This window comes from Dickeya chrysanthemi NCPPB 402, assembly GCF_000406105.1.
GTDB classification, from domain to species: Bacteria; Pseudomonadota; Gammaproteobacteria; order Enterobacterales; family Enterobacteriaceae; genus Dickeya; species Dickeya chrysanthemi.
This window is the reverse complement of the sequence record NZ_CM001974.1, coordinates 3,783,659-3,798,074: the sequence shown is the minus strand read 5'-3', so window position 1 is coordinate 3,798,074 and position 14,416 is coordinate 3,783,659. Positions and strand designations below refer to the sequence as shown.

The window sequence follows — 14,416 nt, the reverse complement described above, 5'->3', positions numbered from 1 at the left end:
GTTCGCTGCTGAACTATGGTGATAAGCTACGCAGTATCAGGCTGGACAATTGCGCCGGTGCTTCGTCGATGTAATCGAAACTGTACTGCAACATCAGTGGGCTGAGATAAGGGCGCATGACGAGATAAATCGCTGCTGCCGTTTCATCAAGCGGCGTTTTTCGTTCAAAATCCCCGCTTTGTCGGCCTTCCTGCAAGATGTCCTGCAGTAATTTCTGGATGCGTTCCTCATAAGCGCACGCTACCTGCCAGCGTTCGCCGGCGGCCGACGCTGCAATTTCATAAAGCTTTCGATCCTTAAAGAACAAACGCAGGCTGGCTTCGACGATGGCCTTAAACATCCGCCGCAGCTTCTCCGGCGGCCGATCGGCTTCCTCAACGGCGGCCCGAACTTCTAACTCGATCTCTCGCGAACAGTTGGCGCAAATCATTTCGCCAATTGCCTGCTTGGATGGGAAGAACTTGTAAATGTAGGCCTTGGAAAAGCCGATGGCTTTGGCGAGGTCTGAAACCGTAGTTTTTTCATAGCCATAGCGGCTAAAGTGCGCGGTCGCGGCGCTCACTATCTGATCCCGTACATCATGATCAGCCGGGCCCCGGTTCGACACGGGATAAGGGTTTTCTTTACTCATAGTTTGCAATTTGCCCCTGACGTAATACACAGGGGGAGAAGTTTACCCCCTGACCTTCTCGTTGACAACGAGTGACCAATTTGTAATATGGTCACAAATCGGTGCAATGTCTATGGTGGAAAAATATGTTACCTAAGTCTCCCGTTATCGTCCTTACCGTGGCTGGTTTGTTAGCCGGTTGTGCTGTCGGCCCTGATTACACCCGGCCTGCCGTGTCAATGCAGGAAAAATATTTTGGTCAGGAGGCTGTAAATCAACGACATGCCGTCACCCGTGCCGAGCTTCTGACGTGGTGGGAGGGGTTCGGCGATCCGCAATTAACCCGATTTATCACGCAGGCGTTGCAGCAGAATCTTTCTCTTGCGCAAGCTTCCGCGCGTGTGGTGCAGGCTCGTGCCGGTCTTGGTGCGGCGAATGCCGCACTGCTGCCTTCCGGCAACATTTCCGGTCAGGCGGGCCGTGCCTACCAGTCTGTCGAAACCCCATTGGGGAAAGTACTGAATTCGACGCCGGGTTTCGACCGCTACGGTAATTCTTACGAGACCAATCTCGGCGCCAGTTGGGAACTGGATGTGTTCGGCGGCCTGCGCCGCGGGCGGGAAGCGGCTCTTGCCGAGTATCAGGCGTCTGAAGCGGGAGTGGCGGCAACACGTCTGGCGGTAGCCGCACAAACCGCCGACATCTACATCACGATTCGTGGATTACAGGCCCGTCTGAACGTCGCCCGCCGGCAAGTGCAAACACAGCAGGATTTGCTCGCCACCATCAACCGCTTGTATGACAAGGGGCTGGCGGCGGAGCTTCAGGTAAGACAGGCCGAAGGCGCGCTGGCGCAGGTGCAGGCATCGGTGCCCGTTTTACAAACTGCGCTGGATACGGCGATGAACGCACTGGATGTGATGCTGGGGTCGGCGCCGGGCACGAACCGGGCAGTACTGGCTGAGACGAGCGCCATTCCCGCCGTGCCGCAAATCGCCGCGACCGGTACGCCGGGCGAGCTGCTTCGACGCCGGCCGGACCTGATCGTGGCTGAGCGTCGCTTAGCCGCATCCAACGCGCGTATTGGTGTCGCCGTTGCCGAGTATTACCCCAAATTTTCCCTGAGTGGGCTGCTTGGCAGCGCGACGACGGTATCCAGCGGCAACCTGTTTAGCAACGGCGCCAGCCAGGCGTCCGAGGTGATCGGTTTGCGCTGGCGGCTGTTCGATTTCGGCCGCATCAATGCGCAGATCAACCAGGCCAAAGGCCAGGAAGCTGAGATGCTGGCAGCCTATCGGCTGGCGGTATTGCAGGCGACTGAAGATGTGGAAAACGCCTTCTCGGCGCTGGTTAATAATGAGGAGCAGGCCCGCGTGCTGACGCAAGGGGTTGGTTCACTCAGCCGGGCGCGGGATGCGGCGTTTGCGGCCTATCAGCACGGCACCCTTAGCCTGATAGAGGTGCTGCAAGCCGACGAAAGTATGCTGCGGGCTTCTGATGCGCGACTTCAGGCGCAAGCCGAATCCGCCCGTGCGGCGGTCGCGGCGTTCAAAGCGCTCGGCGGCGGCTGGCAACCCGGAGAAACGGCGGCGGCTCCCAGCCAGCACAGCAATAGCGGCGTTTAAATTTTATTCATAACACTGAGTGTTGGGCCTGCATGATGACTAAATTATTACCGAACGCAAATCGAAGCCATGAGCCGACCGCCAAACAGTTGACCACGGATATTCTGGTCGGCCCCATCCTGCCGGTCATGCTTCGTCTGGCGTTGCCGACGGTTGCGGTGCTGGTGGTTCAGGCGTTGGTGGGGGTAGTGGAAACCTACTTTGTAAGCTCGCTTGGCGCCGATGTATTAGCTGGGGTGGCGGTGGTATTTCCCGTCTTGATGCTGATGCAAATGATGGCGAACGGCGGCATCGGCGGGGGATTATCATCGGCGATATCGCGGGCATCCGGCGCAGGTCGATGGCAGGATGCGCAGGCGCTGGTATGGCATGGCGTTATTATTGCTGGTGTGCTGGGGGCCGCCTTTGCCGCCATTATCCTCATCGGCGGTGAGGCGCTGTATCATGTAATGGGGGTTAAAGGGCCGTCGCTTTCTGCCGCGTTGGCCTATTCAAATCTTGTGTTTGCCGGGGCGCCGCTGGTCTGGCTGGTTGCGTTGTTGTCTGCCGCCCTGCGCGGTGCGGGCGACACGAAAACCCCTGCGCGTATCACCTTGCTGGGGGGCGCTATCCTGCTGCCGCTCTCTCCTGCGCTGATAATGGGATGGGGGCCGATACCGTCGTTTGGCGTCGCCGGCGCGGGGATAGCGATACTTTTCTACTATCTCTTTGCCACGCTATTACTGATCAGGCATATGCGTTCGGCCAACAGTGTTATCAGGCTGTCAATCGCACCGCTGAGTTCCCGATTATTCAAAGATGTACTTGGCGTTGGTTTCCTGTCGGCCATCGGTACTGTGCAGATCAATTTGACCGTTACCGTGGTGACTGCCGTTGTCGGGCTGTTCGGGCCTGATGCTATCGCCGGGTATGGCATCGCTTCACGGCTGGATTATCTGCAAATTCCGCTGCTGTTTGGGCTGGGGACGGCGATCATGACGATGGTCGGCGTCAATATTGGTGCGGGGAAAACGCAGCGCGCACAACGTATTGCCTGGGTTGGCGCCGCCGTCGCGTTTACGTTTACGGAGTTAATCGGGCTTGTCGTGGCGGTTTATCCGCGCCTTTGGCTTTCGCTGTTTAGCGACGATTACGCCATTCTGGCGGCAGGGACCCGCTACCTGCAAAACGTAGCGCCGTTTTATGGCGCCATCGGCATCGCTATGGCGCTCTATTTTGCCGGTCAGGGAGCGAAACGCGTGCTCTGGCCCGTACTCGCCGGGACTGTGCGCATGGTGATTGCGGCGGTTGCAGGGTGGCTGGCCGTCACACAGTTTGAAGCCGACCTGGCATCGCTTTTCAACATCGTCGCGTTAAGTGCGTTTGCTTATGGTGCTATCACCGTCGTGGCCAGTTTAGTCATTGGACGGAAAATTCGCGCGGCTGTGCCGACCATAACATGAGTTGTGGTCACCATCAGGAGGGGCGGCGCTACAGTTGGATCAGGTCGCCATCCTTCGCGGGCGGCAACCCAGGATCGCCTACCGTGGTGGGCACAGTCCGCTCTAATGGTTATTTGCAACGGTGCCGATTAAATCTGAAAAAAAGTGTAGTTTTTATTGAGACGAATCTTATGTAAATCAAGGTCATCAACTGTAATTTTATTTCAAGAAGAATGTGATGGGGTATTTAATAAATGACTTTTGGGATTAAGTATCCTAAGGGCGGTAGCGTTTTTAGTTAGTGAAATATTGCTGATTTTAACAAAAAATAAGACGGTGTAACTCTATGTGTTTTTAGTTAAATTATGTTTATACCCGTCATACTTCGAGCTGCAGGTGTGTTGGCTGCGTTCGTTCACCCGAATCACTTACCTGAGTAAGCTCATCGGGATTCTCTCTCTTGCCGCCTTCCTGCAACTCGAATTATTTTGGGTATATATTTAATACGGCAGATGAATTTGATAAATAAATATTAAAAAATGAAATGAAAAGTTGTGAAAATAAAGACACGTTTAATAATAGCACTAGCCTGTTGATTATACAGTATGCACTATGAAACGCATTAATATTACGGTTAAAAAAGTAATCAGTGGAATCTCATGGCTGAGTTTACTGGCGTTTTCCACGTGGTTAATCGTGCCGCAAGATGATGGCGACACGCCGGGACGTCTATTTTATATCAGTCACTATTTTTATACGGTACAACAAAAAAAGGCGGTGACGGAAAAACTTCTGTTTGGAGAACCGCATGTCGTCAGATCCGAAAGTGACAATACATTTAGAATAGACAATACGTTTAGAATATATGACCACCCTTTGTCAGAATACATTATACAGCATGCGCCGGAGTCTGAATCGCCGGCTAAACTCACCGGTGTCGTTTATTCGGTTGACGCCAATGCCGCAAGAATAACAGTTGCAAATGATAATACACAGCAGACCTACCGTGCGGGAGATGTTTTGCTACCCGGTAATGAAAAGATCCTGCTGATTTTGCCGGATGAAGTTATCATCGACAGTAATGGATATTATCGGTCGTTACATTTTAAAAATGATTAAGATCAGGATCTAAGAATGAACAACATTTTTAGGGCAAACGCACTGTTTTTAATTTTTATCATATCGCAACGTGTTTATGCTGAAAAGTCGATGACGACTGATGATGTTCATTCTTTAGCTGCCACAACGTCTGCGAATACATCAAATAAATATTCAGCCTCATTTCGTGAAGTGGAAATAAAGGAGTTTGTTGCGACTGCAGCACAAGTTTTAAAGAAAAATATTATTATTGATCCGTCAGTGACCGGGCAGGTTTCTGTACGTAGTTATGATGATTTGGATGAAACCCAATATTTTGTTTTCTTCCTTAACGTGATGGAAACCTATGGCTACAGCGTGGTTCAAATTGATAACCACACTCTGAATATTGTCCCTTTGGCGCAATCCTTACGGGCAGCCTGGACTGAAGGCAACACCGGCCGAGGAAAAAATATTGTGGTGCGTCTGGCAAAAATGGATGCGCTGCCCGGTTCAGAACTGGAGCCTATTTTAAGTCGAATATCGGAAGACGTTGCGGTGAAACTGAAATATTACTCACCAGGTAATTTGTTTATCTTCACCGGGCGCGAGGATGTGGTTAAACGACTGGTGGACATTGTGAATCAGGTTGACAATGCCAGAAAAGATAACAGTCCGGCGGTATTTGGCGTGAGCCGGGCAAAAGCGTCGGATATTGCTAAATCTTTGCAGGGCGCTTTCAGAAACCTCAACCCTGAAGATAAAGATGCGCCGTTAATTTACGGCAACGATGCGACCAGGACCATTATGGTCAAAGGCAGCGCGCACGTGAAGACGGAAATCAGACGGTTAATTTCAGCTATGGACGTGCCCGATCAGCAATCCCAAGTGTTTTTTTTAAAGTATGCCGATGCGGTGCAGATAGCGAAACTGTTCACCAATAACCAGTCAGGAAGTTCTGAGCCAGGCACACCGCCGAGTACGGGCAGGAGCACCAGTAGTAGCACCATGTCGATGGACGCGCAGCAGTCGCAAGGCAATATGGGCCTGGAACAGTCCGTCAACCCTGACGATCAGGCTGCCAGCGGCGGTACAGATCCTGCATCTGGCGAAGGTTTTTCGAATGATCTCGGCAGTCTGTTCAGCGACGGTGATACGCTGGTGAGGCAAATCCGCGCCCATGCCGATCGCGATAACAATGCAGTGATCGTCAGCGCGCCACCCGCAGCTATGCGTCAGGCGGCATCAATTATACAGCAGCTTGACGTCCGGCATGAGCAGGTACTGGTTGAAGCGATTGTGGTGGAAGTACAGCAAGCCGAAGGCTTGAATCTCGGCATCGCCTGGGGAAATAGAAATTATGGCGGCAGCAACTTCACTGGCGTTAACGCCGGGAATGGGTTCAATCAGGCTAATCCATTAGTCAATGCGTTAAAAGGGACAGAGGGACTGGTTGCCGGTTTTTATCATGGCAACTGGGGAACATTATTTAACGCGCTCGAAAGTAATAAGCGTAATAATATTCTCGCAACGCCCAGCGTCGTTACCCTCGACAATCACCGCGCAGAATTTAACGTCGGTCAGGACGTACCTATTTTAACCGGCTCGCAAACCACCAATAACGATAATATTTTTAATACGGTCCAGCGGCGCACTATTGGCATTAAGTTCAGTATCCTGCCCCGCATCAATCAGAGTGGAACCATTCTGTTACATATTTCGCAGGAAATTTCCAGCTTGTCCGATACCGCGCAGGTAAATAGTAATCTCGGCTCGGTGTTTAATATTCGTACGGTAAATAACGTGGTGCAAGTTCAGGATGACGAAACCGTCGTGATTGGCGGGTTATTGGATGACGAGAATAAAGAGACCACTAACAAGGTTCCTCTGCTGGGTGATATCCCCTGGCTGGGCAACTTATTCAGGTATACCTCACATAACAATGACAAACGTAATCTGATGCTGTTTATCCGCCCGCGAATTATTCGTAGCGATGGTGTTGAGGCCGCGCAGGCAAGGCAAGGCGCGTCTTCCTCTGTGGCTGATGAGGCGGTGCGGCGTTTCTCCGAGTCCCATGCGACCGAAGGCCCGAATGCCGGAGTGAACGCTATTCTGAACAGCATTCAGAAATTCACGGCGAGTCTGCGCTAATGCATCCAAAGGTCTCTAGCCTGGAGTGGGCGAAAAGCCAGGGCATTTTAATTGAGAGACAAGATGACGTCTGGCGGATTTATTACCGTAGCGATGCCCATCCGCAGGCGATTATGAGTGCGTTGCGCCATTGCCCGCCGGGCACGTTACTCATCGTCACCGACGAGGACGCCTTCGCGGAGCGTATCGCCAGCACGTTTCAGAATAGCGATCAGCGGGCGAGTGAGGTTATGGCCGGGCTGAGCGAGGATCTGGATATGTACCAGTTAGCCGATGCGCTGCCGGTGTACGAAGAGATTCTCAATAACGAAGATAATCCGCCTATCGTTAAGCTGATTAACGCGATTCTTGCGCAGGCGCTGAAGGAACACGCTTCCGATGTCCATATTGAAACGTTTGAGCAGCGGGTCGCCATCCGTTTTCGCCTTGATGGCGTACTGCACAAAAAGCTTGAGCCGGAACGGCGCCTCTCTTCGTTGCTGGTTTCGCGACTAAAGATTATGTCCCGCCTGGATATTGCAGAAAAACGCAAACCGCAGGACGGGCGCATGAGTTTACGTATATTGGGCCGGGCCGTAGATGTCAGGGTGTCGGTATTACCCTCTAGTTATGGCGAAAGGATTGTGCTGCGTTTGCTGGATAAAAACGCCGTTAAACTGGATTTACGTCAGCTCGGCATACCTGACGCGGTGAGAAAAAAGGTGGTGTCGTTAGTGAGCCGGCCGAATGGCATCATTCTGGTCACGGGGCCGACCGGGTCGGGTAAAAGCTCAACGCTGTATGCGATGATCAACGAACTGGATCAAGAAAAGCTGAACATCATGACCATCGAAGATCCGGTCGAATATGACATCGCCAATATCTCGCAGACTCAGGTTAACGGCAAAATTGGTATGACGTTCGCGAAAGGGTTGCGGGCTATTTTGCGTCAGGACCCTGACGTGATTTTAATCGGCGAAATTCGCGATCAGGAAACGGCGCAGATAGCGGTACAGGCATCGATGACCGGCCATCTGGTGCTGTCGACGCTACATACCAATACCGCCATCAGCGCACTTACCCGCTTGCAGGATATGGGCGTAGAGCCTTTTATGCTGGCCAGTGCGCTGAATGCCGTCATGGCGCAGCGACTGGTGAGATGCCTGTGCGTCCACTGCCGTCAGCCCGTAGCCATCACGCAAGCGGAATGCCGGATGCTCAGCGTGCCCTGGCGGGAGGGCATGACGGGATATCGCGCGCAGGGCTGCCCGGCCTGTTTTAATACCGGTTATCTCGGGCGTACGCTGATTCAGACGCTGGTGGTGATTAATGAACCGATGCGTGTAGCGATCTATCAGCAAAAAAATGAGAGTGAGTTGGCAGCGCTGGCTGGAAATGCGGCTTCACTCAGCCTGGATGGGGTCAATAAAGTCCTGGCTGGTTTAACCTCGCTTGATGAGGTCATCCGGGTTACAGGTGAGCTTGATGATGCGTAATTTTCGCTATATTGCGGTCAATAAAGACGGGGAGGTGGTGACCGGCCACCGCCGCGCTTTTTCGCAAGAGTCGTTGCGGGAGCAGTTATTCGCCCGGCAGCTAATTATGGTCAGTTGCCGCATCAGCCTGCTGCAACAGTGGCTGCTTTTCCTGAGCCGCTATGAAAGATTATCCACCCTCGATCTGGCGTTATTAACTCGCCAGCTTGCTTCTCTGCTTGACGCGGGCATTCCGCTGGAGGAAGCGTTAACCACGCTGGCTGGTCAGGCGGATAAGCCGGCCGTAGGGGGGGTGCTCAACGCCGTGCGGGAACAACTGATAGCAGGCGTGAGTTTTGCGCAGGCGCTGCAAACCCTGCCGCACAGCTTTAATCGCTTATACTGCGCGATGGTTGCTGCCGGGGAAGCGACGGGCTGCCTGGCGCTGGTGCTAATCAGGCTGGCGGATTATCTCGATCAGCGGCAGAAAACCAAGAATGCGTTAATTCAGGCGCTGCTTTATCCCGCGCTGCTTGCCGTAATGAGCGTCATTGTGGTGTCGGTTTTACTCTCCTCGGTGGTGCCGCAGGTTGTCATGCAACTTCAGCAAATGCATACCCCGTTGCCGCTGACCACGCGAACGCTGTTAGTCATCAGCGATTTGTTGAATCAATATGGTTGGGTGTTGCTGGCCGCGCTGGTAGCGCTGGTCATCGGCCTGCACCAGATTATACGCATACCCGCGCGTAAACTCTGGCTGGATCGTCACCTGCTCAGGCTACACGTCATCGGCCCGTTATTAAGGGATATAAGCAGCGCACGCTATATCCGCACCATGGAGATCTTAATCGCCAGCGCAATCCCGCTGCTGGAGTCGATGAGCGTAGCCGAAAATGTACTTAACAACAGTTTTGCGCGCTTTCAGCTTGCCGTAGCCAGCCAAAAGGTAAACGAAGGTAAGTCGCTCACCGAATCGCTCAGTAATAACGACATATTTTCCGGGATGGTAAAACATATGATTGCCTCCGGTGAGCAAAGCGGCAGGCTGGAACAGATGCTGAAGTATATCGCCGATATACAGGAGGAGAGTCTTAAGCGGAGAATTAGTTTGGTATTACTGCTAAGTGAGAATGGTTTATTAATTATCATCTCCAGCCTGATTTTATTTATTGTTATGTCAATACTCCAGCCTATTATGCAACTCAGTAATACTATCTAACGCCAGAGAGTAAATATTTATGTCATATCGGCGCATTAAAAGCGTCCAGCAAGGGTTTACCTTGATGGAGATTATGGTTGTTATTGTCATTATTGGATTAATGACCACCCTGATCATTCCCAATATCATGGGGAGCAAACAGCGAGCCAATATTCAAAAAGCCAAAGCGGATATCAGCGCCATTGAAAACGCATTAGAGATGTATCATCTCGATCATAATCACTTCCCGGAAGAACAGGAGGGGTTGTCTGCGCTGACGGCAGAAAAAAACCGCGCAAGCCTGAGCGGCGGTTATGTATCCGAACTTCCCAAAGACCCTTGGGGACATGCCTACTATTATGCTAACCCGGGTCAGCATAAGGATGTCGATATTTACTCTTCAGGGCCGGATGAAAAAGCCGCCACCGCAGATGATATTGGAAACTGGACGAAATAGTCGCTGTTTCGAAATAAAAAAGCGAGAGGTGCCTTATGACCAATAATAAAAAAGTCAGAGGGATAATTTTGCTGGAAGTATTAATCGCTGTGTTTATTCTGGCGCTGTGCGGTAGCACTATTCTTCGCGTTGTTTCTCAGCAGATGGCGATGACGGCCTACACTCAGGAGGCGATTATCGCAGGCTGGGTCGCAGATAATATTCTGGTTCTCTCCCGCCTGACGCCGTTATCTGCCGGCGACGAGCAAGCGTCTGGCAATAGCGTGATGGGCAATCAACGCTGGCGCTGGGAATTGGGCTACACGCAGGACGTCGCGCCGTCAGGCATGAGGCGGTTGCAGGTCAGGGTCTTTAATGCCACGCAGTCGCAGCCGCTAGTCCAGCTCAGTATTGCGCCGCCATGAAACAGACCCAGAGAGGATTTTCGCTTTTGGAGGTGCTGCTTTCCGTCGCCGTTGCCTCGGTACTGCTGGTGAGCGCACTCTTTATACTGCGAGGGCTGACTAGCGGAAGTCAGCGTTTACGCCTCCGGCAGCAGCATATCACTATGCTGGTGACGGGCGTGCAGCAGATGCATCAGGACCTCTCTAACCTCGTCCCGTTTAAACGTGCCGGTGGGAGCATATTGCTGTTTACTGAGCCGCTGGATGGGAGCAAGTTGAGTACGCTGGCATTCAGTAGCGGCCTGCTTTCTCAACGGACATCGACCGTGCGGATCGTGTGGCGCTTGCAGGACGGCGTGATTTACCGACAAACGTCGCTCGCCCCCCGCTGGCAGGCGGTTCTGACCGGCGTGCAGAGCTGGCGTCTGCGTTTTTACCAGCAAGGCAGTTGGCAAAACGAGACCGGTTGGCAGCCTTTGCCGCCCAGCGCCATTGAATTCACCGTGACCCTTAGCGATTTGGGAACGTATCAGCGGCTGATTTTGCTGAGGGGCGTGCCATGACGCGTGCTGATGACCAAAAAGGCGTTATCCTGCTGATGGTGATGCTGGTGGTGTTGATCGGCATGCTTTTACTGGCGGGAGTGATGCAGAACAGCCTGCTGGTGCATTATTCGCTGCGTCACCATCGCCAACAGATGAACCAGCGCTGGGCGTTGTTGAGTGCAGAATCGATAATAGCGCAAAGCCTGCGCGTGCAGTTGGCTCAGCATCATAGCCAGCTTATTACCGGTGCGCTTGCCGCAACGGGTACGAAGCAAGACAGTAGCGGTCAGACGATCCGCTACCAGGTAAAAGATTTATCGGGCTGTTTTAATCTCAACTGGCTGCTGATTGAGGCGAAGAAATCTGACCGCGCCGGCGTTCGTAAAAATATGGCCCGCGACTGGATCGATGCCGTATTAGCAAAGCAGGGTTTTTCGCCCCTTCCGTCGCAGGATACGCTGAAAACCATGCTGAACGGCGCGGAATTTAGCGATATCAGCCAGTTGAGCCAGCTTCCGTTGCCGGCGGCGGAAAGGTCTTTCTTGCAGCGGATCAGCTGTGTGTGGCCAATTTTCTCACTGTCGGAAACGTCTGACGTCTTTAAAATCAACATCAATGCGATAACCCGTGAGACGCTGCCGCTGTTGGCCGAGGTGCTGCATATTACCGATAAACAGGCGCCACTGGAGTCGTTATTACGGAGCCGGCCTGCTACAGGGTGGCGTGGGGTAAAGGAACTGCCGCCGGCTTTAGCACACGACAATCGCTACCTTAATTTTGGCAGCCACCACTACCTCTTAACCCTGACCCTCTCCGCAGGTGGCCATAACCTCGGTCTTGCGACCTGGCTCTATTTTTATCAAGGCCAGGCGTTGGTGTACCGCCGCCGCTATTTTATTGATTCTGGTGAACCCGATGTTCTTTAAGCAAAAGAAAACGGCTCGGCTGTCGATCCTGTTGCCGTCTTCTCCGCATGGAAGAGTACGGTGGTGGTGGTGCTCTGCCGACAGTGGTGAGCCGATTCATCAGGGAGAAGCCAGCAGCCTGGCGGAATTAACGCTGCCCGTTGCCACCCGGCGAGAGGACGACGCCATTTTATGGATCCCTGCCGAGCAGGGCGTGCTGGAAACGGTTAGCGTCACGGGAAACGTCGCGCTATCGGCCGCACAACTGGCGCTGCTGATTGAAGATAAGCTGGGGCAACCTGCTGCTGATTTTCACTGGTGGCGGCTGGATCGCGGCAGTCGGTTGATATTCGGCTGTTCGCGCGCGTGGCTGTCGGCGGTATTGGATGAGGTGAAAACAGCAGGGCTTAACGTGAAGCAGATTCTGCCTGAATGGTTGAGCCTGCCTGATGCACCCATAGTTTTAGCGTGGGCAGAACAGCGTTGGTTGCTGCGTTTTAGCAAGGGGGCTGGATACTGGCTGCCTGCGGCGTCGGTTCAGACGTTGCTGCCCCATATTGCCGCGCCGGAATCGGTATCGCTCTACGGTCCGCCTCCGGTAGAGGCTGTGTGCTGGGCAGCGCAACATCCGGCCCTGTCGGATGCCCAGCGTCTTGCACCACCTGAACGTGTCGATGTCAATCTGTTGCGCGGCCTGCCAGGCTCTCTTCACATTACGCATAGACGGTCATGGCACCGCTACATCGCGGCCATCAGCCTGGCGCTGTTGGCCGCGGTGATACTCGCGCTGGCGAGCGGGTTGGGAATAGTGGGCTATCAAATACAGCGTGACACGGCATTTTTGCAGACATTTTATGCTCATCAGCCTATCGGCGACGCCGGTGTTTCGTTACCGGTGCTGGAGCGATTAATCCGCGATCGTCAACAGCAACTCGTGGTGAGTGGTGAGAGCAACTTCTTTGATCGATTGGCCGATTATTTAACCCTGAGCCAGCGATTCCACGACCCAGTGATTACCCGCCTGCAGTTCGATGCGTCGCAGCGTCAACTTCGGCTTGATGTTCTCCTGCCGGAAACAGAAGTCAGAACGCTCATTCATACGGCTCCTGCCACCGTGAGTGTGGCTGTTCATGAGGCCCAGGCGGAAAAAACTCACGTCACCCTCGTCATAAGGCGGTTGCAGTGAATGCGGTCTTGCACGCATGGCGCACGTTTACCCGGGCCCAGCGGCGCTGGCTGGCTGCAATGGGGGCCATCGTCATTCTTCTCTCGGCTCTATTGGTGCACTTTCGCGAAAAATCCGCGCAGTTGCATCAAGCCAGCGTCTGGGTCGCACAGCAGCAGGATTTCACCGTCTGGCTGGTAGCCAGACCCGACAAAAAGACGCTCGCGTTGCCGTTGCAGGAAGCCCTCCGGCGCTCTGCGCCGCCAGCCGCTCTCGCCGCCGCATTTCAGTACCACCCGCGAGAGGCTGTGCTCGCGTCTCCTGTGGCGGTTGGTTTCAACGCGTTGTTTCTCTGGCTCAGCGATCTCCAGCAGCAGTATGGCATCAGCGTGGTTCAACTGGACGCGGTGCCGGCGAGCGAACCTGGCGACATTCGCCTGATGCATGTGGTGTTACATTCCTCAACCCCGACTGAATAAGCGAGGCTACGATGCGAAAGAATACGGTTATGCCTGCGATGGATACCGTTTTTTCACGGCGGCATTTACTTAAGCTTGCTGTGTTGCTGCCCGTATTTCCCTACGCCAGAATTGCCCAGTCTGATAGTGGTGTAACCGGGTATGCCAAGATGAAACAGGTGAGCGGTGGGGGAGTGGGGGGCCAAATTGTCTATGTTGACAACGTAAACGCGCTGGCTTTCCATCTTGCCGGCCCGGAGCATAAAAATATTGTTATCACAAGCACGCTGAATACACCTGATAAGCACATTATCTTACTGGGGTCGAATAAAACCTTAGTCGGCCGCAATCCAGCGATTACGCTTAATAATATTTACCTGATCGCCGACAATAACGTGGGGAATGTCATCATCAAGAATCTGACTTTCCTACATGATAAGAAAATTAACGGCAATAACGATATTCAACTGAGAGTCAGCTCGGGTGAAGGCTACTGGTTGGATCATTGTAACTTCGTGGGGCACCCGTGGGCGGTTAATGATGGCGCGGAAGATAAGCATATCTATTTTGGAGAGGGCGCTGATTTCATTACCATTTCCTACTGTGTTTTTGCCAATCACCGATACGGTTGTATCTTCGGTTATCCGGTTGATGGCAGCAGTAGATTTAAAGGCAAGCCCCGAATCACTATCTGCAATAATTATTACTACAACCTCTATGTTCGTGCCCCTGGGTTATTTCGCTATGGTGAATTTAATGTTTTTAATAATATGATAAAAGGATTCCATTTAGGTTTCACCGTTGACGGCGACGCGCGCGTGTATTCATCCAATAATAGTTTTTATACGGCGCTTGAGAATTTTTCTGTTGTGGATTACAAACGGGGATATCTGCACAGCCAGAATGATAACGTTAACGGTCAAATCATCAATAAGACCTGGGGGGTATAGCGCTGCCTATAACCGGT

The 14,416-nt window shown here is 52.9% G+C and carries 14 protein-coding genes; 13 read left to right on the top strand and 1 reads right to left on the bottom strand.

The window, feature by feature from the left end; genetic code table 11:
- Positions 1 to 13 precede the first annotated feature (13 nt).
- Positions 14 to 631 carry a TetR/AcrR family transcriptional regulator gene (locus DCH402_RS16720; protein ID WP_027713031.1) on the bottom strand — a complete coding sequence of 206 codons (618 nt, stop codon included), beginning with the start codon at positions 629 to 631 and terminating at the stop codon, positions 14 to 16.
- A 125-nt stretch (positions 632 to 756) separates the two neighbouring features.
- Here DCH402_RS16720 and DCH402_RS16715 point away from each other — a divergent pair, with 125 nt between their 5' ends.
- The 13 genes from DCH402_RS16715 to DCH402_RS16655 all read left to right on the top strand — a co-directional run bounded on the left by DCH402_RS16715 (position 757) and on the right by DCH402_RS16655 (position 14,399).
- Positions 757 to 2,235: an efflux transporter outer membrane subunit gene (locus tag DCH402_RS16715; protein WP_040002328.1), complete on the top strand. Its 1,479-nt coding sequence runs from the start codon at positions 757 to 759 to the stop codon at positions 2,233 to 2,235.
- 32 nt (positions 2,236 to 2,267) lie between these two features.
- Positions 2,268 to 3,677, top strand: a complete 1,410-nt coding sequence (locus DCH402_RS16710) for an MATE family efflux transporter (RefSeq protein ID WP_040002327.1) — start codon at positions 2,268 to 2,270, stop codon at positions 3,675 to 3,677.
- A gap of 591 nt (positions 3,678 to 4,268) precedes the next feature.
- Complete coding sequence (locus tag DCH402_RS16705) at positions 4,269 to 4,775, top strand: type II secretion system protein N (RefSeq protein ID WP_040002326.1); 507 nt, start codon at positions 4,269 to 4,271, stop codon at positions 4,773 to 4,775.
- 15 nt (positions 4,776 to 4,790) lie between these two features.
- Positions 4,791 to 6,884: a type II secretion system secretin GspD gene (gspD, locus tag DCH402_RS16700; RefSeq protein WP_040002325.1), complete on the top strand. Its 2,094-nt coding sequence runs from the start codon at positions 4,791 to 4,793 to the stop codon at positions 6,882 to 6,884.
- Positions 6,884 to 8,359, top strand: a complete 1,476-nt coding sequence (locus DCH402_RS16695; protein ID WP_040002324.1) for a GspE/PulE family protein — start codon at positions 6,884 to 6,886, stop codon at positions 8,357 to 8,359. Before gspD ends, DCH402_RS16695 begins: the two co-directional genes overlap by 1 nt.
- On the top strand, positions 8,349 to 9,557 hold the full coding sequence (locus tag DCH402_RS16690) for a type II secretion system F family protein (RefSeq protein ID WP_233276295.1): 1,209 nt from the start codon (positions 8,349 to 8,351) through the stop codon (positions 9,555 to 9,557). The genes DCH402_RS16695 and DCH402_RS16690 overlap by 11 nt, the downstream gene beginning before the upstream one ends.
- A gap of 19 nt (positions 9,558 to 9,576) precedes the next feature.
- On the top strand, positions 9,577 to 9,993 hold the full coding sequence (gene gspG, locus DCH402_RS16685) for a type II secretion system major pseudopilin GspG (protein ID WP_040002323.1): 417 nt from the start codon (positions 9,577 to 9,579) through the stop codon (positions 9,991 to 9,993).
- A gap of 35 nt (positions 9,994 to 10,028) precedes the next feature.
- On the top strand, positions 10,029 to 10,397 hold the full coding sequence (gene gspI / locus DCH402_RS16680) for a type II secretion system minor pseudopilin GspI (RefSeq protein WP_040002322.1): 369 nt from the start codon (positions 10,029 to 10,031) through the stop codon (positions 10,395 to 10,397).
- Positions 10,394 to 10,939: a type II secretion system protein GspJ gene (locus DCH402_RS16675; protein ID WP_040002321.1), complete on the top strand. Its 546-nt coding sequence runs from the start codon at positions 10,394 to 10,396 to the stop codon at positions 10,937 to 10,939. Before gspI ends, DCH402_RS16675 begins: the two co-directional genes overlap by 4 nt.
- Before the next feature lie 35 nt (positions 10,940 to 10,974).
- A complete protein-coding gene (locus DCH402_RS16670) occupies positions 10,975 to 11,847 on the top strand; it encodes a type II secretion system protein GspK (RefSeq protein ID WP_226052410.1) in 873 nt (290 codons plus the stop codon).
- Positions 11,837 to 13,012, top strand: a complete 1,176-nt coding sequence (gene gspL / locus DCH402_RS16665; protein WP_040002319.1) for a type II secretion system protein GspL — start codon at positions 11,837 to 11,839, stop codon at positions 13,010 to 13,012. The genes DCH402_RS16670 and gspL overlap by 11 nt, the downstream gene beginning before the upstream one ends.
- Positions 13,009 to 13,470 carry a type II secretion system protein GspM gene (gene gspM / locus DCH402_RS16660; protein ID WP_040002318.1) on the top strand — a complete coding sequence of 154 codons (462 nt, stop codon included), beginning with the start codon at positions 13,009 to 13,011 and terminating at the stop codon, positions 13,468 to 13,470. The genes gspL and gspM overlap by 4 nt, the downstream gene beginning before the upstream one ends.
- A 29-nt stretch (positions 13,471 to 13,499) precedes the next feature.
- Complete coding sequence (locus DCH402_RS16655) at positions 13,500 to 14,399, top strand: pectate lyase family protein (protein ID WP_226052408.1); 900 nt, start codon at positions 13,500 to 13,502, stop codon at positions 14,397 to 14,399.
- Positions 14,400 to 14,416 lie beyond the last annotated feature (17 nt).

Coding starts and splice junctions, on each gene's coding strand:
- DCH402_RS16720 (WP_027713031.1), bottom strand. CDS start 631: ATGAGTAAAGAAAACCCTTATCCCGTGTCGAACCGGGGCCCGGCTGAT.
- DCH402_RS16715 (WP_040002328.1), top strand. CDS start 757: ATGTTACCTAAGTCTCCCGTTATCGTCCTTACCGTGGCTGGTTTGTTA.
- DCH402_RS16710 (WP_040002327.1), top strand. CDS start 2,268: ATGATGACTAAATTATTACCGAACGCAAATCGAAGCCATGAGCCGACC.
- DCH402_RS16705 (WP_040002326.1), top strand. CDS start 4,269: ATGAAACGCATTAATATTACGGTTAAAAAAGTAATCAGTGGAATCTCA.
- gspD (WP_040002325.1), top strand. CDS start 4,791: ATGAACAACATTTTTAGGGCAAACGCACTGTTTTTAATTTTTATCATA.
- DCH402_RS16695 (WP_040002324.1), top strand. CDS start 6,884: ATGCATCCAAAGGTCTCTAGCCTGGAGTGGGCGAAAAGCCAGGGCATT.
- DCH402_RS16690 (WP_233276295.1), top strand. CDS start 8,349: ATGATGCGTAATTTTCGCTATATTGCGGTCAATAAAGACGGGGAGGTG.
- gspG (WP_040002323.1), top strand. CDS start 9,577: ATGTCATATCGGCGCATTAAAAGCGTCCAGCAAGGGTTTACCTTGATG.
- gspI (WP_040002322.1), top strand. CDS start 10,029: ATGACCAATAATAAAAAAGTCAGAGGGATAATTTTGCTGGAAGTATTA.
- DCH402_RS16675 (WP_040002321.1), top strand. CDS start 10,394: ATGAAACAGACCCAGAGAGGATTTTCGCTTTTGGAGGTGCTGCTTTCC.
- DCH402_RS16670 (WP_226052410.1), top strand. CDS start 10,975: ATGGTGATGCTGGTGGTGTTGATCGGCATGCTTTTACTGGCGGGAGTG.
- gspL (WP_040002319.1), top strand. CDS start 11,837: ATGTTCTTTAAGCAAAAGAAAACGGCTCGGCTGTCGATCCTGTTGCCG.
- DCH402_RS16655 (WP_226052408.1), top strand. CDS start 13,500: ATGCCTGCGATGGATACCGTTTTTTCACGGCGGCATTTACTTAAGCTT.